This window comes from Streptococcus sp. 27098_8_23, assembly GCF_041432195.1.
Lineage (GTDB): Bacteria > Bacillota > Bacilli > Lactobacillales > Streptococcaceae > Streptococcus.
The window spans coordinates 169357-195641 of sequence record NZ_JAPVZF010000002.1 but is presented as its reverse complement, the minus strand read 5'-3'; the positions used below and the strand labels follow the sequence as shown (position 1 = coordinate 195641).

Annotated in this window: 25 protein-coding genes; 14 read left to right on the top strand and 11 right to left on the bottom strand. The window is 42.4% G+C overall.

Translation table 11 applies throughout. The features are described 5' to 3' along the window. The first annotated feature begins 42 nt into the window (after positions 1-42). Entirely contained in the window at positions 43-903 is an 861-nt protein-coding gene (locus tag O3652_RS04890) for a DUF4299 family protein (RefSeq protein ID WP_125412702.1), read from the top strand. Positions 904-966: 63 nt separating this feature from the next. On the opposite strand, the gene O3652_RS04885 is transcribed toward O3652_RS04890, so the two are convergent. From O3652_RS04885 to O3652_RS04865, 5 genes are all read right to left on the bottom strand, one after another. Beyond that, entirely contained in the window at positions 967-1929 is a 963-nt protein-coding gene (locus O3652_RS04885) for a DUF6574 domain-containing protein (RefSeq protein WP_125412699.1), read from the bottom strand. Between the two features lie 62 nt (positions 1930-1991). Continuing rightward, entirely contained in the window at positions 1992-2921 is a 930-nt protein-coding gene (locus O3652_RS04880; protein WP_125412693.1) for a DUF4097 family beta strand repeat-containing protein, read from the bottom strand. Then, positions 2914-3507: a DUF1700 domain-containing protein gene (locus tag O3652_RS04875; RefSeq protein ID WP_125412688.1), complete on the bottom strand. Its 594-nt coding sequence runs from the start codon at positions 3505-3507 to the stop codon at positions 2914-2916. The genes O3652_RS04880 and O3652_RS04875 overlap by 8 nt, the downstream gene beginning before the upstream one ends. Next, positions 3494-3820, bottom strand: a complete 327-nt coding sequence (locus O3652_RS04870; RefSeq protein ID WP_000273860.1) for a PadR family transcriptional regulator — start codon at positions 3818-3820, stop codon at positions 3494-3496. Before O3652_RS04870 ends, O3652_RS04875 begins: the two co-directional genes overlap by 14 nt. A 136-nt stretch (positions 3821-3956) precedes the next feature. Then, positions 3957-5123, bottom strand: coding sequence for a CynX/NimT family MFS transporter (locus tag O3652_RS04865; protein WP_371590131.1), 1167 nt, complete (start codon positions 5121-5123; stop codon positions 3957-3959). Between the two features lie 221 nt (positions 5124-5344). On the opposite strand from O3652_RS04865, the gene O3652_RS04860 reads away from it, so the two are divergent. The 4 genes from O3652_RS04860 to O3652_RS04845 all read left to right on the top strand — a co-directional run bounded on the left by O3652_RS04860 (position 5345) and on the right by O3652_RS04845 (position 9293). Then, positions 5345-6175: a glycosyltransferase gene (locus tag O3652_RS04860; protein WP_371590130.1), complete on the top strand. Its 831-nt coding sequence runs from the start codon at positions 5345-5347 to the stop codon at positions 6173-6175. 75 nt (positions 6176-6250) lie between these two features. Continuing rightward, positions 6251-8101, top strand: a complete 1851-nt coding sequence (locus O3652_RS04855; protein ID WP_216728637.1) for a nucleoside-diphosphate sugar epimerase/dehydratase — start codon at positions 6251-6253, stop codon at positions 8099-8101. Between the two features lie 248 nt (positions 8102-8349). Next, complete coding sequence (locus O3652_RS04850) at positions 8350-8772, top strand: DUF805 domain-containing protein (protein WP_049504595.1); 423 nt, start codon at positions 8350-8352, stop codon at positions 8770-8772. 122 nt (positions 8773-8894) lie between these two features. Further along, a complete protein-coding gene (locus O3652_RS04845; RefSeq protein ID WP_049504596.1) occupies positions 8895-9293 on the top strand; it encodes a DUF805 domain-containing protein in 399 nt (132 codons plus the stop codon). A gap of 87 nt (positions 9294-9380) precedes the next feature. Here O3652_RS04845 and O3652_RS04840 read toward each other — a convergent pair whose 3' ends face one another. From O3652_RS04840 to sdaAB, 3 genes are read right to left on the bottom strand one after another with little or no spacing between them, the layout of a single operon-like run. Beyond that, the gene (locus tag O3652_RS04840) at positions 9381-10010 is read right to left on the bottom strand and encodes an HAD-IA family hydrolase (RefSeq protein WP_125412675.1); all 630 of its coding nucleotides are present in this window, start codon (positions 10008-10010) and stop codon (positions 9381-9383) included. Positions 10011-10037: 27 nt separating this feature from the next. After that, a complete protein-coding gene (gene sdaAA / locus O3652_RS04835; protein WP_000500029.1) occupies positions 10038-10910 on the bottom strand; it encodes an L-serine ammonia-lyase, iron-sulfur-dependent, subunit alpha in 873 nt (290 codons plus the stop codon). 8 nt (positions 10911-10918) lie between these two features. Then, positions 10919-11590: an L-serine ammonia-lyase, iron-sulfur-dependent subunit beta gene (gene sdaAB, locus O3652_RS04830; protein WP_000555868.1), complete on the bottom strand. Its 672-nt coding sequence runs from the start codon at positions 11588-11590 to the stop codon at positions 10919-10921. Positions 11591-11831: 241 nt separating this feature from the next. Here sdaAB and O3652_RS04825 point away from each other — a divergent pair, with 241 nt between their 5' ends. Continuing rightward, on the top strand, positions 11832-12455 hold the full coding sequence (locus O3652_RS04825; protein ID WP_125412669.1) for a LysM peptidoglycan-binding domain-containing protein: 624 nt from the start codon (positions 11832-11834) through the stop codon (positions 12453-12455). A gap of 21 nt (positions 12456-12476) precedes the next feature. On the opposite strand, the gene O3652_RS04820 is transcribed toward O3652_RS04825, so the two are convergent. Next, positions 12477-13343: a helix-turn-helix domain-containing protein gene (locus O3652_RS04820; RefSeq protein WP_125412665.1), complete on the bottom strand. Its 867-nt coding sequence runs from the start codon at positions 13341-13343 to the stop codon at positions 12477-12479. A gap of 162 nt (positions 13344-13505) precedes the next feature. Here O3652_RS04820 and O3652_RS04815 point away from each other — a divergent pair, with 162 nt between their 5' ends. The 8 genes from O3652_RS04815 (at position 13506) to mnmG (ending at position 23973) form a co-directional block, all read left to right on the top strand. Beyond that, positions 13506-15614: a bacteriocin-associated integral membrane family protein gene (locus tag O3652_RS04815; protein ID WP_125412658.1), complete on the top strand. Its 2109-nt coding sequence runs from the start codon at positions 13506-13508 to the stop codon at positions 15612-15614. Then, on the top strand, positions 15611-16240 hold the full coding sequence (locus tag O3652_RS04810; protein WP_070683642.1) for an ABC transporter ATP-binding protein: 630 nt from the start codon (positions 15611-15613) through the stop codon (positions 16238-16240). The genes O3652_RS04815 and O3652_RS04810 overlap by 4 nt, the downstream gene beginning before the upstream one ends. A gap of 228 nt (positions 16241-16468) precedes the next feature. Beyond that, positions 16469-17275 carry an ABC transporter substrate-binding protein gene (locus O3652_RS04805; protein WP_371590128.1) on the top strand — a complete coding sequence of 269 codons (807 nt, stop codon included), beginning with the start codon at positions 16469-16471 and terminating at the stop codon, positions 17273-17275. A gap of 15 nt (positions 17276-17290) precedes the next feature. After that, positions 17291-18487, top strand: a complete 1197-nt coding sequence (locus O3652_RS04800; protein WP_371590127.1) for an argininosuccinate synthase — start codon at positions 17291-17293, stop codon at positions 18485-18487. Positions 18488-18514: 27 nt separating this feature from the next. Continuing rightward, positions 18515-19906 carry an argininosuccinate lyase gene (gene argH, locus O3652_RS04795; protein ID WP_371590126.1) on the top strand — a complete coding sequence of 464 codons (1392 nt, stop codon included), beginning with the start codon at positions 18515-18517 and terminating at the stop codon, positions 19904-19906. A 427-nt stretch (positions 19907-20333) separates the two neighbouring features. After that, positions 20334-21455: a tRNA 2-thiouridine(34) synthase MnmA gene (gene mnmA, locus O3652_RS04790; RefSeq protein ID WP_371590125.1), complete on the top strand. Its 1122-nt coding sequence runs from the start codon at positions 20334-20336 to the stop codon at positions 21453-21455. 140 nt (positions 21456-21595) lie between these two features. Next, complete coding sequence (locus O3652_RS04785; protein WP_070695962.1) at positions 21596-22051, top strand: NUDIX hydrolase; 456 nt, start codon at positions 21596-21598, stop codon at positions 22049-22051. Between the two features lie 8 nt (positions 22052-22059). Further along, the gene (gene mnmG, locus O3652_RS04780) at positions 22060-23973 is read left to right on the top strand and encodes a tRNA uridine-5-carboxymethylaminomethyl(34) synthesis enzyme MnmG (protein ID WP_371590124.1); all 1914 of its coding nucleotides are present in this window, start codon (positions 22060-22062) and stop codon (positions 23971-23973) included. 36 nt (positions 23974-24009) lie between these two features. On the opposite strand, the gene rnjA is transcribed toward mnmG, so the two are convergent. Together rnjA and O3652_RS04770 are read right to left on the bottom strand one after the other, a co-directional pair. Continuing rightward, positions 24010-25692, bottom strand: a complete 1683-nt coding sequence (gene rnjA / locus O3652_RS04775) for a ribonuclease J1 (RefSeq protein WP_070695966.1) — start codon at positions 25690-25692, stop codon at positions 24010-24012. Between the two features lies 1 nt (position 25693). Then, on the bottom strand, positions 25694-25927 hold the full coding sequence (locus tag O3652_RS04770) for a DNA-dependent RNA polymerase subunit epsilon (RefSeq protein WP_371590123.1): 234 nt from the start codon (positions 25925-25927) through the stop codon (positions 25694-25696). Positions 25928-26285 lie beyond the last annotated feature (358 nt).

Below are 26285 nucleotides of genomic sequence, written 5' to 3'. Positions count from 1 at the left end.
ATAGTGTATACTATGTGTAAACGATTTCAAAGGAGGCCAGTTATGGCGAAAACATTTTTTATCCCAAATAAAGAAAGCATCCTAGGACAACAGGAGGTCTTGACTGCCAAGTCCATCTTGGCCTTTGTGGAGGGCTTGGAGTCACACAGTTATGATGCGGTCTATCTCCGTCAGCCCCTCAATCGTCTCGAGTATATCGAGTGTGGAATTGTAGGTCAGTCGCAATTTCTCTTCAAGGTGAACTATGCGGATAGCCGAAAAGGCTATCAAGTGGTGATTCCAGACTTCCTTACCAGAGCGGACTGGGAGATTGTAGAAGCTCTCATCCAAGCCCTATCAAACAAGTTGGGTGAGGCAGTAGAAGGGCTAGAAGGGTTTGACTTTGAAGCTTATTTCCGAGAAACGGTCAAGCATTATCTATCTGACAAAGCGGCTCGTCTAGTCTATTGCCAAGGGCTCTTGTCCCCTATCTATCTCAACAAGGAATACCTCGAGAGCTTTTTGGCTGAGGATGGATTGGCACGTTTTGAAGAGCTGGTCAAGAAGGTTCAAGGCTCTGATGCCTACCTTGCCAGTGTGAAATTTTACCCAGACGCCCAAGGCAAGGTACACGGTATCTACCACCTAGCCCAAGGAGTCAAGACGATTTTACCTAAGGAGACCTTTGTGCCAGCACCCTATACCGAGCAGCTAGCAGGCAAAGAGCTTGTTTGGGAGATTGACCTAGTGAAGATTTCTGGTGATGGCTCAAAAGCAGAAGACTACGAATCCATCGCTCGCTTGGATTATGAAAAATTCCTAGAGTCGCTACCAACAGCATTTTACCAGCAATTAGATGCCAATCAACTAGAAGTACAAGCCATTTTGGGAAAAGATTTTGAGGAATTGGCAAGCATCGAGTAGGCCTTGTTTAAAAAAGAGTTAGTATAAAAAATCCCTGTCATTAACAAATGGCAGGGATTTTGGTTAAAAGAAGGTCAGGATGCGAAGGTAGTCCACTGTCAGCGCGAGCTCTGCAATGAAGAAGGGTAAGAGAATAGCGCCATCAAGTAAAACAGCTAGCAAGAATCGATAAAATGGGTCAAGGCTACTGGTCTTACTTGGCTTGCTAATCACAAAGAGATTTCCAAGGGCAAAGATGGCCATGCTTAGAAGAGTGAGGATGCCAGCAAATCGTAAGCCACCAAAGAGTGCAAAGAAACTTGCTAGAGCCGTTAGGACAAGTGGGATAGCAAAGAGTCGGCTGTAACGATCGCAAGCTTCTTGGAATGTGAAGCCGCTCTCCTGGTCCAGTACACGTCGGACAGTAAAGCCTCCCAAAATGATAGAAAAGTAAAATAGAGCGCTAGCGACCAAGATGGAGAGTCCAGCAAAGAGATCTAAAGGAGGGAGCTGGTTAGGTAAACTATTGGCAATAGAGGCCATATAGCCATAGTAGAGGTGCTTGATATGATAGATACTAAAGAAAAGGTTAATCGTGGATAGCAAAGTGAGCAGGCCAAAGACACTATAACGATGCTTTTGGTCCGTAGTCTTGCTGGCAGTTGGTTCTTGGATAGCATCCAGCAGCCAAGTCCAAAACAGTGCGATTTCTTCTTTGAATCGGGCAGTTTTGCGGGGGTCAATGTCTGGGATATAGGGACTATCTAAAGCCTTGCTGAGGATACTTTTCTCTTTTGCAGGGTTTTCTTGCTTGTGTTCCTCTTCAGCTTTCCCTTCTCCCTCTTCCTTGGTTTGGGCTTCCTCAATCATTTCGGGAGCTTCCTCCTCATGTATTTCTAACTCTTTAGGTGAGACAGAAGTTTCTTGGCTTGCTTGTGGTTCATCTTCCACAGTTTCCGAAGTCTCTGGCTCGTTGGGCTGGATTTCTGATTTTGTCTGAGGTGATTTCTTCTCAAGATCGGCACTTTCAAACCATTCTTGTGTCATGGTGGAACCTCCTTTTTTTATGGTCGTTTCTATCTTTAGCCTAGCAGATGAAAGCGTTTTTGTCAATGGTTTCTAGACGGAGCAGAGTGCTCTTCTTTAGGTAGGTAGATATCTTGGTTGGCTTTTGCAATGAGTAGATCTTTGATATCTGCTTTTTCAGTTTTATAAGGGTTGGCAAGTTGATTCTCTTTTTGTCCACGATGTTCTTCTTTGGGTTTATGATAGATACCACCATGCTGAGAAGAAAGATCTAGATTGATACGGTCAGTCTCTTTCTGGGAGAGAATGAGGTTTAGAGTGGAATGGGCCTCTAGCTCAACCTTGCCGTGGACCTTGATATTCTCAGCATAGATGTGTTCCCTTTCCGTCTTGACCTGGCTATCTGTCAATTCGGTATCAAAGATATTGATGATATGAGGTGTCGTTAGTGTGCTGTTCTTGATAGAACTTTCTGTTAGTCTTAAGAGATAGCCTTTTGTTTTAATTGTCGCATTTTCAAGATTGGCTTGACGAATATTAGTTTGTCCACGATTGGCTAAGACGGTGATAGCTTGTAGCTTTCTTCCTTTAGGTAGAGAGAGAACGACTTCGTCAAAACGATTAGAATAGTTGCTGGCGATACGAAGTAGGCTTTCGATTCCTGAACCGAGAAAACGATGTTGGGAGGCTTGTTTGTCAGTGACGCTCAGTGTTTTGTCACTCATGCCAGTAGTCAGATCGTGACGACCAGACACGGAAGGATGATAGGTGATATGGATCTTGTCATCTACAGACTCTGTGATGGTTAGGCTATGTTCTTCAAGAGTCAAATCAAGTTTTTCCACTTCACTTCCAAAGGTCACTTCTTCGATACGACTGTCATAGACGGGGTCTTTTGACATGGCAAGCAAACTTTGAATACCATTGGACTGGGCGCCTACAATGATCATGATAAAACCAAGGATTGTAGAAACCACACCAAAGATGAGAAATCCTTTCGTCAATTTACGCATGTCTGTCACCTCTCTTTCCTTTTTTAAGAATCCATTGCACCAAGCGGACGATTAGGAGGCCAAAGAAACGAGCTACATAGGAGATACCTAGTAGAACAAGAGAAGAAGCACCGATAGAAAGCAAACCGGCCCCGAAAATCAAGATAAAGGCAGATTTGGCTTCGACTAGGACGCTAAAGCTCTCTACGATAAAGAGTCCGCCCAGTAGGATACCCGTCACAGAAACGGTGAAAAAGGCTAGAATGACGGAGACAGCTGCGATAAAAATACCGATGATGGCCATGAGGATGCCGATCCCGACCGGAATTCCGATAGGGGCTGCCAGTAAGGCAAGTAGGGCAATGTGTAACAGTTGACGGTCATTCTTTTGAGCAGGGGCTTCATTAACTTTTTTGTCGAGGAGGTTAGAGAGGACATCATGAGCCGCTTCTTTTGGTGTTCCTAGACTTGCAATGAGTTCTTCTTCGCCCTCTGAACCTGCATCGTCAAATAGTTCCTTAAAGTAGTCCATAGCTTCGATGCGGTCAGCTTCAGGTAGTTTATGGAGATAGGTTTCTAACTGAGTCAGATAGTCAGTTCTTGTCATGGCGGATACTCCCTTCTATGATGCCGTTGACGGTGTCGGTATAGAGCGTCCACTCTTCCTTTAGAGTAACGAGCTGCTCTACGCCCCGATTGGTCAAGGAGTAGTATTTGCGCATACGCCCCTGAAACTCTCTAGAGTAGGTGGTCAGAAAGCCACTGGCTTCCAATTTTTTGAGAATGGGATAGAGCGTAGATTCTTTTATATTGGCGATGAGTTTAATGGTTTGGCTAATCTCATAACCATAAGAATCCCCCTGCTCCAGTACAGCCAAGATGAGAAACTCAATCAAGGCAGAGGATGTTGGGAAGTACATGGGAAACCTCCTTTATATTATATAAAAATTTTATATATACTCTTTTCAAATATATTGTATCTCAATATGAAAGCCCTGTCAAGAAATATGTGTAAAAATTTTATATATAAAAAAGCTCCTAGTAAAAACTAGAAGTTTAAAGGATTTTTTCAGTCCGATCCACCATAAAGAGTGAGATGGTCATGATGATATCGATGGCTAGAAGGGCAAGGACAGCTGGGATCCAAGATTGGAAAAGTTCAAAACTATAACCAAACAAGGCAGGACCAAAAGCAGCTAAGATGTAGCCTCCTGTTTGCGCTAGTCCTGATAGCTGAGCTGTCTTTTCAGGAGAACTGGTTTTAAGCGAGAAGCAAACCATGAGGTAGGGGAAGAGGGCACTGCAGGCCGTTCCAATCAAGAGATGGACGACTAACCAGTAGAGGAAATTATTGGTTGGATACAAGAGCATGGCAATTCCTGTCATACCAGCGATAGAGATAATTGCCAGCATGATTCGACGGTGACCATCTGATAGACGAGTCGTCAGACTTGGAACAGTCATTGAAAAAGGAATGCTGATGAGTGAGAAAATAGAAGCAAGGAGAGCCGCATCACTATTAGAAATACCAGCACTAACAGCCATAGTTGGCAACCAGGTCATACTTGTATAAAAGAGCAAGGACTGAAGCCCGCCAAAGATAATGATAGCCCAGACATCTTTACTTTTTAGAATATTCTCTTTGACTTGCTTTTCTTTTTGGTTTTCTAGGTGGTGGTTGTGGCGATGATTTGGCAACCAGACTAGCAGAGTGACCAGACAGAGAAAGCTGAGAACGAGGATGAGGCCCTTCCAAGAACTAGCTTGGGTGATAGGGACGGATAGATAAGAAGCGATGGCTGTCGAAATTCCCATGGCAGTGACATAGAGCGTTGTTAGGAAACTAATCTTTTGAGGCTGATTTGCCTGGATCATACTTGGGAGGAGTACATTGAAGATCGCAATGCTTGCTCCCACAATTAGGGTCCCTAGATAGAGAAGGGGAAGATTGAAAATCCGAATGACAGAGCCAACAGTTAAGAGGAGGAGACAGTATGTAAAGAGATGTTCCAACCCGATTTTTTGTGCCAAGCGGCTTGCAAAAGCAGAGAAAAGAGCAAACATCAAGAGAGGGAGACTGGTTAAAATCCCAAGAGAGCTAACCTCCACTCCTAGTCCCTGAGCAATATCTCCTAAAATAGTTGGAAGAGCAGTGAAGGGAGATCGTAAAACGGTCCCGATTAAGACAATTCCTAGAACAAAAAAGAGTGATTGTTTCTTCATAAAAACCTCGATAGGATGATTTTAATAACAGCTTATTTTAAGTTTTTTTCCTTATAATGTCAAGTAATGACAGCCAAGACAGATCAATCAATGGAAGTGAAAATAAAGTGAAAAGAGACAGATTTCTTTACTAGAATTTTCCTTGATTTGATATAAAAATAGGAAACTAGGAGAATTTGTGATAAAATAGTGGAAGGAAATCTATACATTGGAGAAAAACTGTGCCTGAAAAGCAAAAAATCAGCGTCTTGATGTCGGTCTATGTAAAGGAAAATCCGACGTTTTTAAGAGATGCTATCAAAAGTGTTCAAAACCAGACCTTGAAACCGAGCGAACTTGTTCTTGTTGAGGACGGGCCGCTCACACCCGAACTCTATCAGGTGCTAGATGAAGTGGAAGCTCAGTCAGACATTCCAGTTAAACGGTGCCCCTTAGAACAAAACCAAGGTTTAGGCTTGGCTCTTCGATACGGTGTTTTACAGTGCCAGTATGACATTATTGCCCGCATGGATACAGATGATTTAGCCGTTCCGGATCGTTTTGAGAAACAGCTTCAGCTAATGGAGAAAGAAGATCTCGACCTCTTAGGTGGGCATATCGCAGAGTTCATTGACAATCCAGATGAGATTGTGTCTTATCGTTGTGTTCCAACTCAGCATGCAGACATTGTGGCTTATCAGAGAATGAGAAGCGCCTTTAACCATATGACAGTCATGTTCAAAAAGGACATGGTCCTCAAGGCAGGCAACTATGAAGATGGCCTTTACATGGAGGATGACCTCCTTTGGCTCAATATGATTGCTGCAGGTGCCAAGACTGGGAACCTAGATCAAATCTTGTGTAAGGTTCGTGTTGGTGCAGGGATGTTTGAGCGTCGAGGTGGCTTGCGTTACCTCAAACTCTATCGTCAAGCTCGCCAACGGATGCTTGAGCGAGGGCAAATTTCTTACATGGAATATGCTAAAAGTGTAGCCATTCAGGCAATTGTTGCACTTTGTCCAGGCTTTGTACGTCAGTTTATCTTCGTCAAACTTTTAAGAAAGAGAAAGTAAGCCCCGATAGACTGAATGATTCAGGCTATCATAACAACAGTATCATCTGACTCTTTTAAGGGGGAGTAAATTCCTATGAATAAAAAACTAACAGATTATGTGATTGATCTGGTTGAAATTTTAAATAAACAGCAAAAACAAGTGTTTTGGGGGATATTCGATATTCTGAGTATGGTTGTTTCCATCATCGTATCTTATATCTTGTTTTATGGCCTTATAAATCCTGCGCCTGTGGATTACGTGATCTATACTCTTTTAGCCTTCCTCCTCTATCAAATCATGATTGCGTTTTGGGGGCTAAATGCTAGTATCAGTCGTTATAGCAAGATTACGGATTTCATGAAAATCTTTTTCGGAGTGATGCTCAGCAGTGTTCTTTCTTATGGGATCTGCTATGCCTTTCTTCCATTGTTTTCTATCCGTTTCATCGTACTCTTCATCTTGTTGAGTACCTTCCTCATCTTGCTTCCTCGTATCACTTGGCAGTTGATTTATTCTAAGCGCAAGCAAGGTAGTGGAGATGGAGAGCATCGTCGTACCTTCTTGATTGGTGCTGGTGATGGTGGTGCCCTCTTTATGAACAGCTACCAACATCCAACTAGCGACCTTGAGCTAGTGGGGATTTTGGATAATGATGAAAAGAAAAAGGGACAAAAACTAGGTGGAATCCCAGTTTTGGGCTCCTATGACAATCTACCTGAATTAGCTAAACGCCACCAGATCGAGCGTGTCATCGTAGCCATCCCTTCGCTTGACCCCTCAGAGTACGAACGCATCTTGCAGATGTGTAATAAACTAGGCGTCAAATGTTACAAGATGCCTAAGGTTGAGACAGTAGTTCAAGGACTCCATCAACCAGGTAGTGGTTTCCAAAAAATTGATATCACAGACCTTTTGGGCCGTCAGGAAATTCGTCTCGACGAATCGCGTCTGGGTACTGAGATTACAGGCAAGACCATCTTGGTGACAGGAGCTGGTGGTTCGATTGGTTCAGAGATTTGTCGTCAGGTTAGCCGCTTCAATCCAGAACGTATCATCTTGCTTGGGCATGGCGAAAATTCCATCTATCTCGTTTATCATGAATTGATCCGTACATTCCAAGGAATTGATTATGTTCCTGTTATTGCAGATATTCAGGACTATGATCGTCTCTTGCAGGTGTTTGAGCAGTACAAACCAGCCATTGTTTACCATGCTGCAGCCCACAAGCACGTTCCGATGATGGAACGCAATCCAAAAGAAGCCTTCAAGAACAATATCCTCGGGACTTACAATGTTGCCAAGGCTGTTGATGAAGCCAAAGTACCTAAGATGGTCATGATTTCGACTGATAAAGCGGTCAATCCACCCAATGTTATGGGGGCAACCAAGCGCGTGGCAGAGTTGATTGTCACTGGCTTTAACCAACGTAGCAAATCAACCTACTGTGCAGTTCGTTTTGGAAATGTTCTTGGTAGCCGTGGTAGCGTGATTCCTGTCTTTGAACGTCAGATTGCTGAAGGTGGTCCGGTAACGGTGACAGACTTCCGTATGACACGTTACTTCATGACAATTCCAGAAGCCAGCCGTCTAGTAATCCATGCTGGTGCTTATGCCAAGGATGGAGAAGTCTTTATCCTCGATATGGGCAAACCAGTTAAGATCTATGACTTGGCTAAGAAAATGGTTCTTCTAAGTGGGCACACGGAAAGTGAAATTCCAATCGTTGAGGTCGGTATTCGCCCAGGTGAAAAACTCTATGAAGAACTCTTGGTTTCGACCGAATTGGTTGATAACCAAGTCATGGACAAGATTTTCGTTGGTAAGGTAAATGTCATGCCGCTAGAAGCTATTGATCAAAAGATTGAAGAGTTCCGTTCACTCAGCGGAGATGAGCTCAAAGAAGCCATTATTTCCTTTGCAAATGAGACAACCCATGCTGAGTAAGAGTGCCTATCTCCTTCATAGCGAAACAACTATCGCCAGTTTTCTGAGGAAATCAGAAAGCTGGTTTTTATAAATAGAGAGTAGAAAACATCGTCTCTTTCAAAGGATTAATAAGCGCAACTATTCAAGGGACGATGTTATGTGATCTATCAGGAGAGTGTTTTCAGACACTCTAAAAACTACCTCTTTTTTAAGCTGGTAACATAACTTTGCAAAATAAGTATTAAAATCAAAAGGAGATTTTTTGTATGCTGAGTGCTATTAGGAGTTTTTTCAAAGGCTATGCAAATTTTTCTGGTCGTTCCACACGTCCAGAATTTTGGTGGGTTTGGCTGCTAAATATGGTGATTTTCTTGCCCGCCTACTACTCACTTTTTACTGGAGTAGAATCTGATAAAGCCATCAGGAATATTGCGGTCTTCAGTATGTGTATTATTTTGTTTATAGTAGAGTTTGTTCCTCTACTAGCACTGATAGTACGTCGCTTACGAGATGTGGGTATCCATTGGGCCTATATCTTTATTGTATTTGTTCCTTTGGGTGCAGTAACACTGCTCGTTATGCTCGCTATGCCAAGTCAACGATTTGTAGAAAAAGTGATAGAGAATAGTGAAACAAATAAAGAGAACACTGAAGACTCTCGGTTTGAAGAAATGGTACGAAAATATTAAGATATTTCTACTCTATTTTAAAGCGGCTGAGTCGCGCTTCACAGCAAATGATCCCTTCAGGACTTGTCAATCATTCTACTTTATGGTAGACTCTATGAAGAAAAAATAAAGGAGATTATTGTATGTTTAATGCTTATAAGAACTTTTGGAAGGGTTATGTAAACTTTACTGGTCGTTCGACTCGTTCGGAGTACTGGTGGATTTATTTTACAAACTTATTAATCTGTCTTCCTGCTTACATGAAATATCATGATGCAGTGTCAACTCGCCCATATAACTTGGAGGCACTCCGTAGTTTACAAGCTATGAGTGGTTTTTACTTCTTTTTAGCGGCTATTCTCATGTTGCCTTCTATCGCCGTAACTGTTCGTCGCTTACGAGACGCTGGTTTCCACTGGGCCTTTATCTTTATTGCTTTGGTTCCTATTGCAGGACCGATTGCCCTTATTGTGATGCTTGCTTGGCCAAGTAAAAAGGATGAAGATACAGATACTGAAGAACAGGATCAAATTACTGCTTAAGCAAGGAGTTGATTCCTTCTGATAGTAACAACATATAAAAAATACTCCTCAACCTAGTTCACTAGTGTTAGGAGTATTTTTGTATGGTTAAAGCTGGCTAATGATATCGTCAATGGTACGGGCAATCCAGTCAGGTTGATAGCTGAGTAAATCAGCCTCTTCTCCAAATCCCCAAGTAACAGCAAACTTTTTAATGCCAGTTTCTTGGGCTCCAATCATATCAAACTTGGTATCCCCGATGATGAGGACTTGGTCTGCAGGGAGTTGATGCGTTTGCAAGGCGTAACGTATGACATCTGCCTTGTGTGGTGTTTCAGGACTAGAACCGTAAATGCCATCAAAGAAATGATGGATTCCCAGATTTTTAGTCATATCATGAGCAGTAGGGGTATTCTTTGTTGTGGTGATGTAGAGAGGGTAGTTTTGCGAAAGCTCTTGGAGTAATTCCGTTATTCGGGGGAAGAGTTGGGCTTCGTGGATGCCTTTTTCCTTGTAGTAAGAGCGGTATATCTGCACAGCTTCTGAGATTTGTTCCTTGGGAAGGCAGGTCGCAAAGCTACTTTCAAGGGGCGGTCCCATAAAACCACGAATGGTTTTGGCATCAGGGCTTGGAACTCCTAGCTCTTTAAAGGTATGGGTAAAGGCATTGTGGATCCCGAGGGAACTGTCAACCAGGGTTCCGTCTAGATCAAAAAAGATTGCTGAGATAGAGGGCATAGTTTCTCCTAATAGATATAGATAAGCTTATTCTCCGAAGATTTCTTTTTGTAGGCGGCGACCAGTAGGTGTAGCGGCGAGTCCACCCTCGGCCGTTTCACGAAAGGCAGTTGGGAGGCTTGATCCGACCTGATACATGGCATCGATGACTTCGTCAACAGGGATTTTAGATTCGATACCTGCCAAGGCCATATCAGCCGCGATAAAGGCAAAGCTAGCCCCCATGGCATTGCGTTTGACACAGGGAACTTCAACCAAACCAGCGACGGGATCGCAGATGAGGCCCAGCATATTTTTAATGACAAAGGCAATGGCTTGGCTAGCCTGATAGGGGCTTCCACCTGCAGCCAAGGTTAAGGCTGCGGCACTCATGGCAGAGGCAGAGCCAACTTCGGCCTGACAGCCACCTTCAGCACCTGAGATAGAGGCATTGTTCGCGATAACCAATCCAAAGGCACCCGCAGCAAATAGGAAATCCAGCTGTTCTTCGTGGCTGAGGTCTAGTTTTTGGATAGCAGCAGTGAGAACGGCTGGCAGACAGCCAGCACTTCCTGCGGTTGGAGTGGCGCAGACCAAGCCCATCTTCGCATTGTGTTCATTGACCGCGATGGCATTACGGGCTGCTGATAGGATGGTAAAGTCAGACAAGGCCTTGCCACTTTTGAGATGGCGGTCTAGTTTGGCCGCGTCTCCACCTGTTAGGCCACTACGGGATTTGTTTTCACTGAGGCCGAGCTCGACAGAGGCTTTCATGACTTCTAGATTGCGTTCCATGAGGAGGAGAACTTCTGGCCGTTCCCGACCGGTTAGTTGATATTCTGTCGCAATCATGAGTTCGGCGACATTTCCTTGGAAGTCTAGATCCGCCTGCTCGACCAATTCTTTGATAGAATAAAACATGTTTCCTCCTACTTAAAGAAATTGACATTGTGGAGATGAGGGATTTTTCGGATTTCTTCAATCGCCTCTTCGCAACTTCGACTATCGACTTCGATAATCATGATGGCTTTTTCTCCAGCTTTTTCTCGAGTCACATTCATCTGCGCGATGTTGATATCGAAACGAGAGAGGGCTTCAGTAACATGGGCAATCATACCTGGAACATCTTGATGCACGATGATGATGGTCGGTGTGTTCATGTTGAGAGAGACAGCAAAGCCGTTAAGTTCCGTAACTTGGATATTTCCTCCACCGATGGAAATTCCTGTCACACTGATGGACTTGTGTTCATTTTTCACAGTAATTTTAGTGGTGTTAGGATGAGGAGCGTTGCTGTCTTTCTGAATGGTCCAGACAATCTTGATACCACGTTTATGGGCAATCTCTAGGCTATTTGGAATGTCGGGATCGTCCGTATCCATACCTAATATACCAGCGACGAGAGCAAGGTCGGTTCCATGACCACGGTAGGTTTTGGCAAATGAATTAAATAATTGGAATTCGACTTCTGTCGGCGTATCATCAAAGATGGAAGAGACGATTTTCCCGATGCGAACAGCTCCAGCAGTATGGCTACTTGATGGGCCAATCATAACTGGTCCGATAATGTCAAAGACAGATTGAAAACGAAGTGAGTGCATCTGTTTCCCCTTACAAAGATTCTTATATCTATTATATCAAAGAATGGATCTCTGCGCTTATTTCCCTTATCAAAAGCTTAAAATGATTAAAGTTAGTATAAAATAAGGTCTTTTGTGACAAAAACCTACTTAAAACGGTAAATATAAAACATTTTTGTAATATTTCTACATAAAACCGTTAAACAACGGTAACATTTAAAAGGTATCATAGATATATCCAATGGAAGGAGAATTTTTAGATATGTCATTAACAACTAAAAAAATTAAAACAACTATCGCAGGAGTAGCAGCTTTGCTTGCTTTCTTTGCTCCATCACTTGCATCTGCCCAAGAAACTGTAACTTACACAGTTAAATCAGGTGATACTCTTTCAGAAATCGCTGAGAAGTACAACACAACTGTTGAAAAATTGGCAGCAAAAAACAACATCAAAGATATTCACCTTATCTATGTTGACCAAGTTTTGGTTATCGAAGGAACAGCTTCAACTGCAGCTCCAGCAGCAACAACGGAAGAATCAGCTCCAGTAGCTACAGAAACAGTTGAAGAAGCTCCAGCAGCAACAACAACTTATGAAGCCCCAGCTGCACCTGCAACTCCAGCAGCAGAAAGCAACACTGCAGCAGCTTCTACTGTAAGTGGTTCTGAAGCAGAAGCCAAAGAATGGATCGCTCAAAAAGAATCAGGTGGTAGCTACACTGCTACAAACGGACGTTACATCGGACGTTACCAATTGACAGATTCATACTTGAACGGTGACTACTCAGCTGAAAACCAAGAACGTGTAGCAGATGCTTACGTTGCAGGACGTTACGGTTCATGGACAGCTGCCAAGAACTTCTGGCTTAACAACGGTTGGTATTAAGATGATATAGAAAAGGAAGTCTCAATGGCTTTCTTTTTTGTTTACAAAGATGTTAACTTCTCGCTCTAGCTCTGTTAGTAAGTGTTCATCTTCTACTAGTTTAGCTAAGGAGAGTCCATTCTGTATCAACTGAGTATCATTAGCACAAATGCCGATACGAATATAGGAAAACGCAAGTGTATCATACTGTTTGCTTGCTTTTGCATCCTCTAAGAGAGTGTAGCAAAGCTGTTTGCAAAGCAACTTATCACCATTGTAAAGATAAAGAGTTGAGAGATTCAGAAGCAACATCATACGAAGCCGAAAGACAGGACTGTAGTGTTTATAAACCTCTAGTCGTTCGAGAATTTTTTCGGTAATCTGATGAATATACTCCATAGGAAAAGCAAAGAGAATGGTATTAAGAACTTTGAGGTCGCTCTCATACCAAGTATCTTGTTTCTCAATCTTATCCCATAGTCTGTTTACAATGTTGTCAACCTTACTTGACAATTTTTCTATTCCATTTTCACGAATGTAGATAACGATTTCGAGCATATCTTGTAACTGCTGGATGGGGAAATCATGGTGTGTTTTTAGATAATGTTGGCATTTTTTGAGTAATTTACTTAAGTCGCTTGTACCACTAATAGAAGCCATTTTTAGAAAAGTCTGCATGATAGTTGATCGTTCACTTGGTTGATAAAGTTGACAGATATATTCAAACTCTTCAAAACTCATATTGACTTGTCGGAGAAGAAACTCCATATTTTCATATTTAGGAGTTGTTTTTCCACTTTCGATTTTTGATAGGCTGGTTCTTGAAAGGACGCTACCACAGACATCTTCTTGGGTTAATCCTTTTGACTCACGTATTTCTTTATAAACATTTCCAAAATCGTAGCGCATGATCTCCTCCTTGTTCGTGAAAAAAGTTAACAGAAAATAGAAACTGATTAAAAATATTGTATCATAGTAGTATAAAAAGTAAAAAAGAAATCTAAAATAAATTTGTGAAAAAAGGGAATAAATTCTACGACTAAGATGATAAAGTACTAAGGAGGTACTTTTATGAAAAAAATCAGTAATTTCTGTATGTTACTCCTGCTTTTGTGTACCACTTTTTTTGTTTTTAATATAAACTACACACGTGAAGTGGTTCGGATTCGGGAAATGGGAAAGACTGTAGATTCTTTGGATTTGTATTTGAAAGATATTAACGAACCTGCAGCATCTGTTCTTCGATTTTTTGAGGATGTATCAAAGGAGTATAAAGTCTCCATCATCAAAACAGACAGTGGTGATGAGGTGGTCAAGTCTGGTGTTTTTGATAAAGATACCTTTCCCTACCAAGAGTTTGGGATTTCTTCTCTTGATTTTACCACAGATGGTGAGGGAGTTTACAGTAATAAAGAAATTTCCAATAAACTTGGTACGATTCCGACTTTTCTAAAAGCCAAGCCTATTCAGCTTATGACTTTTCAAACCTATATCAAGGATACATCTCGTAGTTTAAATGGTCGCTATACGATAACTTCTACACAAGAGATGGACAAGGATAGGATTGTACAGAAATGGAGCGATTTTTTCAAGACCGACCAGGCTACCTTGCTAGAGCCAACCTATAAAAGTGCAGTGGAAGTCATAAATCGAGATTTGCTCTTATCTGCCATTATTTTTGTCTTGGCTATTTTGCTTCTTGTCTTAGTAACAGTGTATCAGCCGATGATGGAAATGAAAAGAGTGGGTGTACAAAAGTTACTGGGTTTTCAAGATAGGGCTGTTTTAGCTGATGTTGTAAAAGGCAACCTTTACCTCCTCCTAGGTGGGACGCTTGTGATCAATCTAGGAGTGTTTTTCTTGCTTGATTACAAGCCAAAAGATTTGTTCCCAATGTTATGGTTGTCGCATTTTTTGCTTTTGCAACTTTATCTCTTTATCAGTTGGTTGACTTACCTCTTAATCCAAAAAATGACAATCAGCTCTCTGCTGAAAAGTTTTTCATCTTTCAAATTTGGTCTACTCTTTAATTATTTGATGAAAATTGGAACTACTATTTTACTGACAGTCTTGCTAGTTGGGGTAGGAAAAAGTTTGGAGCAAGAAAACAAAGAGTTGGATTACCAGAAACAGTGGATCAGTCAAGGAAATTATCTGACCTTAGAAACTTTCCAACTCAATGATAACCTGTGGCAAGAGCAGTTGGCAGGCTCAGGGCAAGCAGTGGATTATTTCTATCGATTTTATCTGGATTTGGTAGAAAAAACGCAGGCGGGCTATGTGCAAAGTAGCAGTCTTCCTGTAAAAAATTTTGTCAAATCAGAACAGATTCAGCAATATCAGTTAACAGATACGGTGGATGTTTACTATGCTAATCGCAATTTTCTAAAGAGCAAGGGATTCAAGTTACCCGATACCGGCACTAAAAAAGTTATTTTGATGCCAGCAAGTACGAAAGGTGAAGAAGAGAAAAACCAGTTCTTGGGGAAGTTGATTACCTATCAATCAATGAAGTATGAAGAGCAGCAAAAACGAACGATAGAGGAGATGGATATCGAGATTGCTTACTATGAAGGCGATTGGTCATTCTTCCCCTATAACGAAAAGCGAAAGGAAAATCTCTACAATCCAATTATTAGCTTGGTCAATGATTCCGATATGATGTGGGATGAAAAAGCCTCCCTGTCTACAACAGGTTTAAATAACCCGATTAAAATCGAAAATACGGCTCAACATCAAAAAGAGGTGACAGCGTTAGTTGAGAAATTATCAGATGGGAATTATTTAAAATTTTCATCTATTCAAGTCATTCAACAAGATAAAGTAGATTCTTATCGAGATGCTGTTCGGAATTTCAATATACTCTTTGCTTTGGTTGGTCTTCTTAGTATGATGATTTCCTACTTCTTACTAGTAACAACTTTCTTATTGAAGCGAACAGATATTATCACCAAGAAGTTTATGGGCTGGAAATTGATAGATCGGTATCGTTCCTTGCTGGGTCTTCTATTAGCTGTTTATAGCCTTCCTTTTATGGTTTTGCTATTCTTTACACAGGCACTTTTCCCGCTCCTACTTTTTGCAGGATTTACAGGCTTAGATATCCTGTTTGTGCTTTTCTTGGGTTCTAAGATGGAAAAACGAAATGTAGTGCAGTTATTGAAAGGGGATCACTTATGATAAAGTTGGAAAATGTTACGAAAACCATTGGGAAAAAAGTTATTTTGGAGAACTTATCTCTAAAAATTAACCAAGGAGATTTAGTTGCCATTGTTGGGAAAAGTGGCAGTGGCAAGTCAACCTTGTTAAATCTTTTGGGTTTGATAGATGGCGATTACAGTGGACATTATGAAATTTTCGGTCAGCAAAATGTACCTGTCAATTCTGTTAAGTCGCAAGCGATTATCCGCGAACATATCTCCTATCTGTTTCAAAACTTTGCTCTGATTGATAATGAAACGGTAGAGTATAATCTCATGCTCGCTCTAAAGTATGTAAAATTATCCAAGAAGGACAAAGTCAAAAAGATAGAAGAAATTTTAGAGAGAGTGGGGTTGCCATCAATTCTACATCAAAAAGTTTCAGAGTTATCTGGAGGGGAACAGCAGCGAATCGCAGTTGCTAGAGCCATTTTAAAACCCAGCCAGCTCCTTTTAGCAGATGAACCAACCGGTTCTCTAGATCCTGAAAATCGAGATTTGGTTTTAAACTTTCTCTTAGATATGAACAAGGAAGGGAAAACGGTCATTATCGTTACCCACGATGCCTATGTAGCTCAACAATGCCATCGAGTCATTGAATTGTGAAAGAGAATGTGGAGAGTTCGTTGATCTCTTCATCTTACCTGTAATTGGACAATTGTATTTTTAAAAACTCAAATAGTATAAATAAGCTTATTATATGTAAAAATATATCATATAATAAGCTTTTTCTTGATTAAAATGAAATAAAATACAGTTTTATCTTGACAAACGAGAACGAGAGGAGTATTATTTATACAATAATAAAGTATAAAAATAAAAGGAGGCTCTTCTATGAATAAAGTGAAGAAGGTGTTGATGACGATGTTTGGTTTGCTTATGTTTCCCTTATTATTTGCTTGTAGTAACACTCAATCCCAAGGTGTTGAAGCCATTAAGGCTAAAGGAAAATTGGTGGTGGCCCTAAATCCAGAGTTTGCTCCATTTGAATATCAGAAATTGGTTGATGGGAAAAATCAGATTGTAGGTTCAGATGTTGAACTAGCCAAATCCATCGCAAAGGAACTAGGTGTAGAAGTGGAGTTCTCTCCAATGAGTTTTGACAATGTACTGGCTAGTCTTGATTCAGGTAAGGCCGATCTTGCCATATCAGGTGTTTCTAAAACGGAGGAGAGAAGTCAAGTTTACGATTTTTCAATTCCCTACTACACTTCGAAAAATAAGGTTATCGTAAGAAAATCTGAATTAACGAATTACCAATCAGTGAAGGATTTGGCTCAGAAAAAGGTTGGAGCGCAGAAAGGTTCTATCCAGGAAACTCTGGCCAAAGAAACTTTGCAGGATTCTTCTCTCGTTTCACTTCCTAAAAATGGAAATTTGATAACAGATTTGAAATCAGGGCAACTAGATGCGGTTATCTTTGAGGAACCAGTGGCGAAAGGATTTGTAGAGAATAATCCAGACCTAGCCATCGCTGAGTTTGATTTTGACAATGATAAAGAAGATTCCTACGCTGTTGCGATGAAAAAAGATAGTAAGGAATTGAAAGAAGCGGTTGATAAAACCATCCAGAAGTTGAAGGATTCTGGGGAGTTGGACAAATTGATTGACGATGCTTTTAAAGCCTCTATCGAAAAATAGAAAGAAGGAAGAGAAATGAGTAAGGAAAAAGTCATTTTAGCCTATTCAGGTGGATTGGATACATCAGTTGCTATTACGTGGTTAAAAAAAGACTATGATGTGATCGCTGTTTGTATGGATGTGGGTGAAGGAAAGGATTTGGAGTTCATCCACGATAAAGCTCTCAAGGTTGGGGCTGTTGAGTCTTATGTCATTGATGTTAAGGAAGAATTTGCTAATGACTATGTTTTAGTGGCCCTTCAGGCTCATGCCTACTATGAACAGAAGTATCCCTTGGTATCTGCTCTGAGTCGCCCTCTTATTTCAAAAAAACTCGTTGAAATAGCTCATCAGACGGGGGCAACCACAATTGCCCATGGTTGTACAGGTAAGGGAAACGATCAAGTTCGGTTTGAAGTCTCTATTGCAGCTTTGGATCCCAATCTAAAGGTAGTTGCGCCTGTTCGTGAGTGGAAATGGTCTCGTGAAGAAGAAATCCAATATGCCAAAGCAAATGGCGTCCCAGTTCCAGCTGACCTTGACAATCCTTACTCTGTCGATCAAAATCTTTGGGGTCGTGCAAATGAATGTGGTGTTTTGGAAAACCCTTGGAACCAAGCGCCAGAAGAAGCATTTGGAATCACATCTTCGCCAGAAGAGGCGCCAGACAGTCCAGAATTTATTGACATTGAGTTTAGCTGCGGGGTGCCCATCTCCCTCAATGGTGAGAAGATGAAAGTGGCGACTTTGATTCAAAAACTCAATGAAATTGCGGGCAAACACGGTGTCGGTCGTATTGACCATGTGGAAAATCGTTTAGTTGGTATTAAGTCAAGAGAGATTTATGAGTGCCCAGGTGCTGTGACTTTATTGGCAGCTCATAAGGAGATTGAAGACTTGACTCTTGTGAGAGAAGTGGCTCATTTTAAACCTATTATCGAAAATGAGTTGTCCAATCTCATCTATAATGCCTTGTGGTTTAGCCCAGCAACTCAGGCTTTGATTGCCTATATCAAGGAGACACAGAAAGTTGTCAATGGAACTGCAAAAGTTAAACTCTATAAGGGGAACGCCCAGGTAGTAGCTCGGAAATCTCCAAATTCTCTTTACGATGAAAATTTGGCGACTTATACTAGTGCGGATACTTTTGACCAAGATGCGGCTGTTGGATTTATCAAGCTTTGGGGGCTTCCGACTCAGGTTTATTCAGAAGTTCAGAAAAATGTTGAGTAGTGACGCGATAGAAAGGGACGACAGGATATGTCGAAAAATACAAAATTATGGGGTGGTCGATTTGAAGGCACTGTGGAAGATTGGGTAGAACAGTTCGGTGCGAGTATTTCCTTTGACCACCAGCTGGCAAAATTTGATTTGATGGGTTCCCTAGCTCATGTTCAAATGCTAGGACAGACTGGTATTTTAAATTTGGAAGAGGCAGAGCAGATCCAAGATGGTCTGCAAGCTTTGTTGCGAGATTTAGAGACGGGAGAGCTTCATTTTGATATTGCAAATGAAGATATTCATATGAATATGGAAGTGTTGCTGACAGAGAAAATCGGTCCTCTGGCTGGGAAACTACACACGGCTCGTTCTCGGAATGACCAAGTCGCAACGGATATGCACTTATATCTAAAGGAGCAGCTTGGCCATGTCTTGGATAAGTTGGCGAATCTGAACAGTGTTTTGCTGGATTTGGCTGAAAAACATGTGGAAACCATCATGCCAGGCTATACCCATTTGCAGCACGCCCAACCGATTAGCTTTGCCCACCATCTCATGGCTTATTACAATATGTTCCAAAGGGATAGCGAGCGCTTTGCATTTAACTTGAAACATACGGACCTATCTCCACTAGGTGCGGCTGCCTTGGCAGGGACAACTTTTCCAATCAATCGTCAATTATCGAGTGATTTATTGGGCTTCCAACAGCCCTATACCAATTCCTTGGATGCCGTTAGTGACCGTGATTTTATCTTAGAATTCCTGTCAAATGCCAGCATTTTGATGATGCATATGAGCCGTTTTTGTGAGGAAATCATCAATTGGTGCAGTTTTGAGTATCAGTACATTAGCTTGTCTGATAGCTTTTCAACGGGTTCGTCTATCATGCCCCAGAAGAAAAATCCTGATATGGCCGAATTGATTCGAGGAAAGACAGGACGGGTTTACGGGCACTTGCTTGGACTATTGACCGTCATGAAGTCTTTGCCTCTGGCTTACAATAAGGATTTGCAAGAGGACAAGGAAGGCATGTTTGATACAGTAGAAACGATTTTAAATTCTCTGGATGTGTTGGCAGGTATGCTATCGAGCATGCAGGTTAATAAGGCCAAAATGCAGCAATCCACAGAGAATGATTTTTCAAATGCGACCGAACTGGCAGATTATTTGGCTGAAAAAGGTCTTCCCTTTAGAGAAGCGCATGAAATTGTAGGAAAATTGGTTCTAGATTCTATCAAGCATGGTAAAAACATCCAAGATTGGGATTTGGAGGAGTTGCAAGTCTACCATCCCTTGATTGAAGAGGATATTTATATCTACTTGCGTCCAGAAACTGCTGTTCAGAGACGGAATTCCTTAGGAGGAACTGGCTTTGAGCAAGTGAAATACCAGATAGAACAAGCGAAGAAAGAACTTAAAGGGGAAAATTGATTCGTTTGCAAAGGAAGAAAGAGAGGTTGAGATGATTTATCAGCCTCTTTCTTGTCTTCTCTAACCAAGCGTGTTATAATGAATACTGCTCAAGCGACCTTCAATCGTGAAGCACACACGACCTTCAATCGTGAACTAGTCATTTCGTTTATCTTTTATTACGTCGTTAACTCGCAATGAGATGCAAGCTGAGCTTGTCTGATTTATAACCTCAATCAGTCTTCCAGACTGATTGAGCGAACTCAAGTTATGCCTGCGACTCGTTGCCTATCATATTTTCATTTTAAGATGATAGGCTAAAATGGTCTCCCAGACCATTTTACTCCTAAAAGCAAACGAAAAGACTATACTCAAAGAAATTCTATTGAAAGTCATAGTAAATAGAATTTTGAGGGGTATAAATAAACGAATAGATGGGAGACTTACCATGAGTGATAACTCTAAAACACGTGTTGTTGTGGGGATGAGTGGTGGTGTTGATTCGTCGGTGACGGCTCTCTTGCTCAAGGAGCAGGGCTACGATGTGATCGGTATCTTCATGAAGAACTGGGATGACACAGACGAAAACGGCGTCTGTACGGCGACCGAAGATTACAAGGATGTGGCTGCAGTGGCAGACCAGATTGGCATTCCTTACTACTCTGTCAATTTTGAAAAAGAGTACTGGGACCGCGTTTTTGAGTATTTCCTAGCGGAATACCGTGCAGGGCGCACGCCAAATCCAGACGTTATGTGTAACAAGGAAATCAAGTTCAAGGCCTTTTTGGATTATGCTATGACCTTGGGTGCAGACTATGTAGCGACTGGGCATTATGCTCGAGTGGCGCGTGATGAGGATGGCATCGTTCACATGCTTCGTGGCGTGGACAATGGCAAGGACCAGACCTATTTCCTCAGTCAACTTTCGCAAGAACAACTCCAAAAAACCATGTTCCCATTGGGACATTTGGAAAAGCCTGAAGTTCGCAGACTCGCAGAAGAAGCAGGACTTGCGACTGCTAAGAAGAAAGACTCGACAGGGATTTGCTTTATCGGAGAAAAGAACTTTAAAAACTTTCTCAGCAACTATCTGCCAGCTCAGCCTGGTCGCATGATGACTGTGGATGGTCGCGATATGGGTGAGCATGCCGGCCTTATGTACTATACGATTGGTCAGCGTGGCGGACTCGGTATCGGTGGCCAACACGGTGGTGACAATGCCCCTTGGTTCGTTGTCGGAAAAGATCTAAGCAAGAATATCCTCTATGTCGGCCAAGGTTTTTACCATGATTCGCTCATGTCAACAAGCCTAGAGGCCAGTCAAGTTCACTTTACTCGTGAGATGCCAGAGGAATTTACGCTCGAATGTACGGCTAAATTCCGCTACCGTCAGCCTGACTCTAAGGTGACTGTACATGTCAAAGGAGACAAGGCAGAGGTCGTTTTTGCAGAGCCACAACGCGCCATCACACCAGGACAGGCAGTTGTCTTTTATAATGGCGAAGAGTGTCTAGGTGGTGGTTTGATTGACAATGCTTATCGAGATGGACAAGTTTGTCAGTACATTTAGATTGACAAATTTTCTCAATTTGCTACAATAATAAAAGCAATAGAAATGATGGTCAAAGCTCATGGATGTTGCAGGCTTTTTTGTCCTGCACTTCTTACGAGTTTTGACTGTTTTTGTGTCGTTTAAGGGAAAGGACAAAAATGACTCAACAAGACTTTCGGACAACAGTGGGAGACACGGTCTTTGGTGTTCGGGCGGCAGCCTTGATTCTCCAAAATGGCAAGCTCCTAGTTACCAAAGATAAGGGCAAGTATTACACTATTGGCGGTGCGATTCAAGTTAATGAAATCACGGAAGACGCGGTAGTTCGTGAAGTGAGGGAAGAATTAGGTGTCCGAGCTCAAGCTGGACAGCTAGCTTTTGTGGTTGAAAATCGTTTTGAACAAGACGGTGTTTCCTATCACAACATCGAGTTTCATTACCTGGTGAACTTGCTGGAGGACGCCCCATTGACCATGCAGGAAGACGAAAAAATGCAGCCTTGTGAGTGGATTGACTTGGATGAACTCCAGAATATCCAGCTAGTTCCAACCTTTTTAAAAACAGCCCTGCCAGATTGGGACGGCCAACTAAGACACATTCATCTTGAGGAATAGGAGAGAAAATGACTTATAATTTTACGGAAGAATACGATATTATTGTAATCGGTGCGGGACACGCTGGGGTGGAGGCATCTCTAGCTGCTAGCCGTATGGGCTGTAGGGTCTTGCTTGCGACCATCAACATTGAAATGCTGGCTTTCATGCCTTGTAACCCTTCTATCGGTGGTTCTGCCAAGGGGATTGTCGTGCGTGAAGTCGATGCCCTCGGTGGCGAGATGGCTAAAACCATTGACAAGACTTACATCCAGATGAAGATGCTCAACACTGGGAAGGGGCCAGCTGTCCGTGCCCTTCGTGCGCAAGCTGACAAAGAGCTTTACTCTAAGGAGATGCGCAAGACAGTTGAAAATCAAGAGAATCTCACCCTTCGTCAAACCATGATTGATGAGATTTTGGTCGAAGATGGAAAGGTTGTTGGTGTGCGTACAGCTACTCATCAAGAATATGCTGCTAAAGCTGTTATCGTGACGACAGGGACTGCACTCCGTGGGGAAATCATCATCGGAGACCTCAAGTATTCGTCAGGTCCTAACCACAGTCTGGCTTCGATTAACCTTGCTGACAATCTCAAGGAACTGGGACTCGAAATTGGTCGTTTCAAGACAGGAACCCCTCCACGTGTCAAGGCTTCCTCTATCAATTACGATGTGACAGAGATTCAGCCAGGAGATGAAGCGCCAAATCACTTCTCCTACACTTCACGTGATGAGGACTATGTCAAGGACCAGGTGCCATGCTGGTTGACCTACACCAACGGTACCAGTCATGAGATTATCCAAAACAACCTCCACCGTGCGCCTATGTTTACAGGTGTGGTCAAGGGAGTGGGACCTCGTTACTGTCCGTCAATTGAAGACAAGATTGTGCGCTTTGCAGACAAGGAACGTCACCAACTCTTCCTTGAGCCAGAAGGGCGCAATACAGAGGAAGTCTATGTCCAGGGTCTTTCAACCAGTCTACCTGAGGATGTCCAACGTGATTTGGTTCATTCCATCAAAGGTTTGGAAAATGCTGAAATGATGCGTACTGGTTATGCCATTGAGTACGACATGGTCTTGCCACACCAGTTGCGTGCGACTCTGGAAACCAAGAAAATCTCAGGACTCTTTACTGCTGGTCAGACAAATGGAACGTCAGGTTACGAAGAAGCTGCTGGCCAAGGGATTATCGCTGGTATCAATGCGGCTCTAAAAATACAAGGCAAACCTGAGTTGATTTTGAAGCGCAGCGACGGTTATATCGGAGTGATGATTGACGACTTGGTAACTAAGGGAACCATTGAACCTTACCGTCTCTTGACCAGTCGTGCAGAATACCGTCTCATCCTCCGTCATGACAATGCCGATATGCGTTTGACAGAGATGGGGCGCGAGATTGGCCTTGTGGACGATGAACGCTGGGCTCGTTTTGAGATTAAGAAAAATCAATTTGATAATGAAATGCAACGTCTCGACAGTATCAAACTCAAGCCAGTCAAAGAAACCAATGCTAAGGTTGAGGAAATGGGCTTCAAGCCGTTGACAGATGCGGTTACAGCCAAGGAATTCCTTCGCCGTCCAGAAGTTTCTTACCAAGATGTGGTGGCCTTCATAGGGCCAGCTGCCGAGGACTTGGATGACAAGATTATCGAATTGATTGAAACAGAGATCAAGTACGAAGGCTATATTTCCAAAGCCATGGATCAGGTTGCCAAGATGAAACGCATGGAAGAAAAACGCATTCCAGCTAATATTGACTGGGATGATATTGACTCCATTGCAACAGAAGCCCGCCAGAAGTTCAAACTTATCAATCCAGAAACTATCGGCCAAGCCAGTCGTATTTCGGGAGTGAATCCAGCAGATATTTCTATTCTGATGGTGTATCTCGAAGGTAAAAATCGTAGTATTTCTAAAAATCAAGAAAAGAAAGCATAGAAAAAACAGCTCCGAAGACGGGGCTGTTTTGTTGATTTATTCTTCTTCATCTGGTGTGAGGATCATCGGGATGATAATTGGTTCACGTTCTGTATTTTCATAGAGGAAAGGACGAATGGCGTTGACAATAGCACCATTGATGGATTGTATGCTGGCGTCCTTATTTTTCAATGCGATACGAATAGCATTGAAGAGGATGCGCTGGCTTTGGCGAATCAAGTCTCCAGATTCTCTCATGTAGACAAAGCCTCGGCTGAGGATATCAGGACCAGACAAGATCATTTTAGACTTGAAGTCAACAGTTGCGACTGCTAGAACGACACCGTCTTCGGATAGATCACGACGATCTTTGAGGACAGCAGCGCCGATTTCACCGATACGATTTCCATCAACATAGATGTCTTGCGCGTTGAAATGGCCTGCGATACGGGCAGAGTTAGCAGTAAGGGCAAGCACATCACCATTGCTCATGATAAAGATATTGTCCTTCTCGACACCAGTATCCACCGCTAGTCCAGCATGGACTTTCTGCATACGGTATTCACCATGGACAGGCATGAAGTATTTGGGCTTGATCAAGCGGAGCATGAGTTTTTGCTCTTGCTGACCACCGTGTCCAGAGGTGTGGATATTGTTGATTTTACCGTGGATAACTTCAACACCAGCTTCTGAAATGATGTTAATCAGCTTGTTGACGCTAGTCGTATTTCCAGGGATTGGACTTGAAGAGAAGATAACGGTATCGCCGGGTTGGAGTTGCACCTGACGATGAGTTCCATTAGCGATACGAGAGAGGGCTGCCATCGGCTCCCCTTGACTACCTGTACAGAGAATCAGAACCTCGCCTGCAGGATAGTCTTTGATTTCATTTGGCTCGATAAAGGTTCCCTTAGGAGCTTTGATGTAGCCAAGCTCGATACCGTTGACAATGGCCTTTTCCATCGAACGTCCAAAGACCGCAATCTTGCGTCCAGTCTTAACAGCGGCATCCGTTGCTTGCTGGAGACGGAAGATATTTGAGGCAAAGGATGCAAAGATGATACGTCCTTCAATACCTTGAATGATCTTCATGATGGACTGACCAACGACTTTTTCAGAGTTGGTAAAGGTTGGCACTTCTGCATTTGTCGAGTCAGAGAGGAGGCAGAGCACACCCTCTTCACCAAGGGCTGCCATCCGGTGCAAGTCCGCTGGTTCACCAACTGGGGTGAAGTCGAACTTGAAGTCACCTGTACAGACGATTTTCCCTTGAGGGGTATGAATGACAATCCCTAAAGGCTCTGGAATGGAGTGAGTGGTTCTAAAGAAAGTTGCCTTGAGATTTTTAAAGGTCAACTCAGTGTTGTGATTGATTTCGTAAAGTTTGGCGTTGCGCAAGAGGCCGTGTTCTTCGAGTTTTCCACGGATCAAAGCCAAGGCAAGTGGCCCAGCGTAGATAGGGACATTTGCTTGCTTGAGCAGGAAGGGAATCCCACCGATGTGGTCCTCGTGTCCGTGTGTGATCAAGACAGCCTTGACGCGGTCGATATTGTCCACGATGTAAGAGTAGTCGGGGATAACGTAGTCGATACCCAGCAAGTCATCTTCTGGGAATTTAATCCCAGCATCGACGATGATAATCTCGTCTTGGTATTCAATTCCGTATGTATTTTTCCCGATTTCTCCCAGACCACCGATGGCAAAAACGCCGACTTCTTCAGGTTTAAGAGTATAGGCCATATTAGAACTCCGTGATTTCGAAAGCGCCAGTTTCTTTTTCGTAATCTAGCAATTTGTCAGACAAGAGTTCGATAAATTCGATATTGTACTCTGGGCGGTTTTCTTCGACAAGTTGGCGAGCAGCGATACAGCCCTCAAGTTCTGAGTTGGCATCGATGTCTAGGTAAAGTGAGCGTGTTGTTTCACGACGTGGGCTACGTTCTTTTGTTTCTTGATAAAAAACTTTGTAAATCATATAGTTCCTTTCTATTTACAGGTCAGCTTATTCCAAACTTTTAGTAGAGATTTGCTTGATTTCATTCCATTTTGTGTCTAGATTGACCTTGATTCGTTACAATTATTTCAATTATACCACAAAATGAAAAATTAGTAAAAGACGGAAATGGAGAAAGTCGGGAGGGTAAGAAGGAGCAAAAAGACAGGTAGGATTTGGTCGGAGTGCACTTAGGTGTTATAATTAAAGGGGGAATCTATGGAGATAGTAGGTTTGAGGAAGAATACAGTTCTAGTTTCATTAATCGTTGGTGTAGATGGTTGGGGCAGAATGATATCTTTGAAAAAAGAAAAACTCTTGAGAAATCTCAAGAGCAAAT

Excerpts from the sequence above, each read along its gene's own strand:
- rnjA (WP_070695966.1), bottom strand. The coding sequence starts at position 25,692 with ATGGCCTATACTCTTAAACCTGAAGAAGTCGGCGTTTTTGCCATCGGT.
- O3652_RS04805 (WP_371590128.1), top strand. The coding sequence starts at position 16,469 with ATGAATAAAGTGAAGAAGGTGTTGATGACGATGTTTGGTTTGCTTATG.
- argH (WP_371590126.1), top strand. The coding sequence starts at position 18,515 with ATGTCGAAAAATACAAAATTATGGGGTGGTCGATTTGAAGGCACTGTG.
- sdaAA (WP_000500029.1), bottom strand. The coding sequence starts at position 10,910 with ATGTTTTATTCTATCAAAGAATTGGTCGAGCAGGCGGATCTAGACTTC.
- O3652_RS04840 (WP_125412675.1), bottom strand. The coding sequence starts at position 10,010 with ATGCCCTCTATCTCAGCAATCTTTTTTGATCTAGACGGAACCCTGGTT.
- O3652_RS04890 (WP_125412702.1), top strand. The coding sequence starts at position 43 with ATGGCGAAAACATTTTTTATCCCAAATAAAGAAAGCATCCTAGGACAA.
- O3652_RS04820 (WP_125412665.1), bottom strand. The coding sequence starts at position 13,343 with ATGCGCTACGATTTTGGAAATGTTTATAAAGAAATACGTGAGTCAAAA.
- O3652_RS04880 (WP_125412693.1), bottom strand. The coding sequence starts at position 2,921 with ATGCGTAAATTGACGAAAGGATTTCTCATCTTTGGTGTGGTTTCTACA.
- O3652_RS04825 (WP_125412669.1), top strand. The coding sequence starts at position 11,832 with ATGTCATTAACAACTAAAAAAATTAAAACAACTATCGCAGGAGTAGCA.
- O3652_RS04865 (WP_371590131.1), bottom strand. The coding sequence starts at position 5,123 with ATGAAGAAACAATCACTCTTTTTTGTTCTAGGAATTGTCTTAATCGGG.
- O3652_RS04770 (WP_371590123.1), bottom strand. The coding sequence starts at position 25,927 with ATGATTTACAAAGTTTTTTATCAAGAAACAAAAGAACGTAGCCCACGT.
- sdaAB (WP_000555868.1), bottom strand. The coding sequence starts at position 11,590 with ATGCACTCACTTCGTTTTCAATCTGTCTTTGACATTATCGGACCAGTT.
- O3652_RS04845 (WP_049504596.1), top strand. The coding sequence starts at position 8,895 with ATGTTTAATGCTTATAAGAACTTTTGGAAGGGTTATGTAAACTTTACT.
- O3652_RS04870 (WP_000273860.1), bottom strand. The coding sequence starts at position 3,820 with ATGTACTTCCCAACATCCTCTGCCTTGATTGAGTTTCTCATCTTGGCT.
- O3652_RS04800 (WP_371590127.1), top strand. The coding sequence starts at position 17,291 with ATGAGTAAGGAAAAAGTCATTTTAGCCTATTCAGGTGGATTGGATACA.
- mnmG (WP_371590124.1), top strand. The coding sequence starts at position 22,060 with ATGACTTATAATTTTACGGAAGAATACGATATTATTGTAATCGGTGCG.
- O3652_RS04875 (WP_125412688.1), bottom strand. The coding sequence starts at position 3,507 with ATGACAAGAACTGACTATCTGACTCAGTTAGAAACCTATCTCCATAAA.
- O3652_RS04815 (WP_125412658.1), top strand. The coding sequence starts at position 13,506 with ATGAAAAAAATCAGTAATTTCTGTATGTTACTCCTGCTTTTGTGTACC.
- O3652_RS04785 (WP_070695962.1), top strand. The coding sequence starts at position 21,596 with ATGACTCAACAAGACTTTCGGACAACAGTGGGAGACACGGTCTTTGGT.
- O3652_RS04810 (WP_070683642.1), top strand. The coding sequence starts at position 15,611 with ATGATAAAGTTGGAAAATGTTACGAAAACCATTGGGAAAAAAGTTATT.
- O3652_RS04855 (WP_216728637.1), top strand. The coding sequence starts at position 6,251 with ATGAATAAAAAACTAACAGATTATGTGATTGATCTGGTTGAAATTTTA.
- O3652_RS04850 (WP_049504595.1), top strand. The coding sequence starts at position 8,350 with ATGCTGAGTGCTATTAGGAGTTTTTTCAAAGGCTATGCAAATTTTTCT.
- mnmA (WP_371590125.1), top strand. The coding sequence starts at position 20,334 with ATGAGTGATAACTCTAAAACACGTGTTGTTGTGGGGATGAGTGGTGGT.
- O3652_RS04885 (WP_125412699.1), bottom strand. The coding sequence starts at position 1,929 with ATGACACAAGAATGGTTTGAAAGTGCCGATCTTGAGAAGAAATCACCT.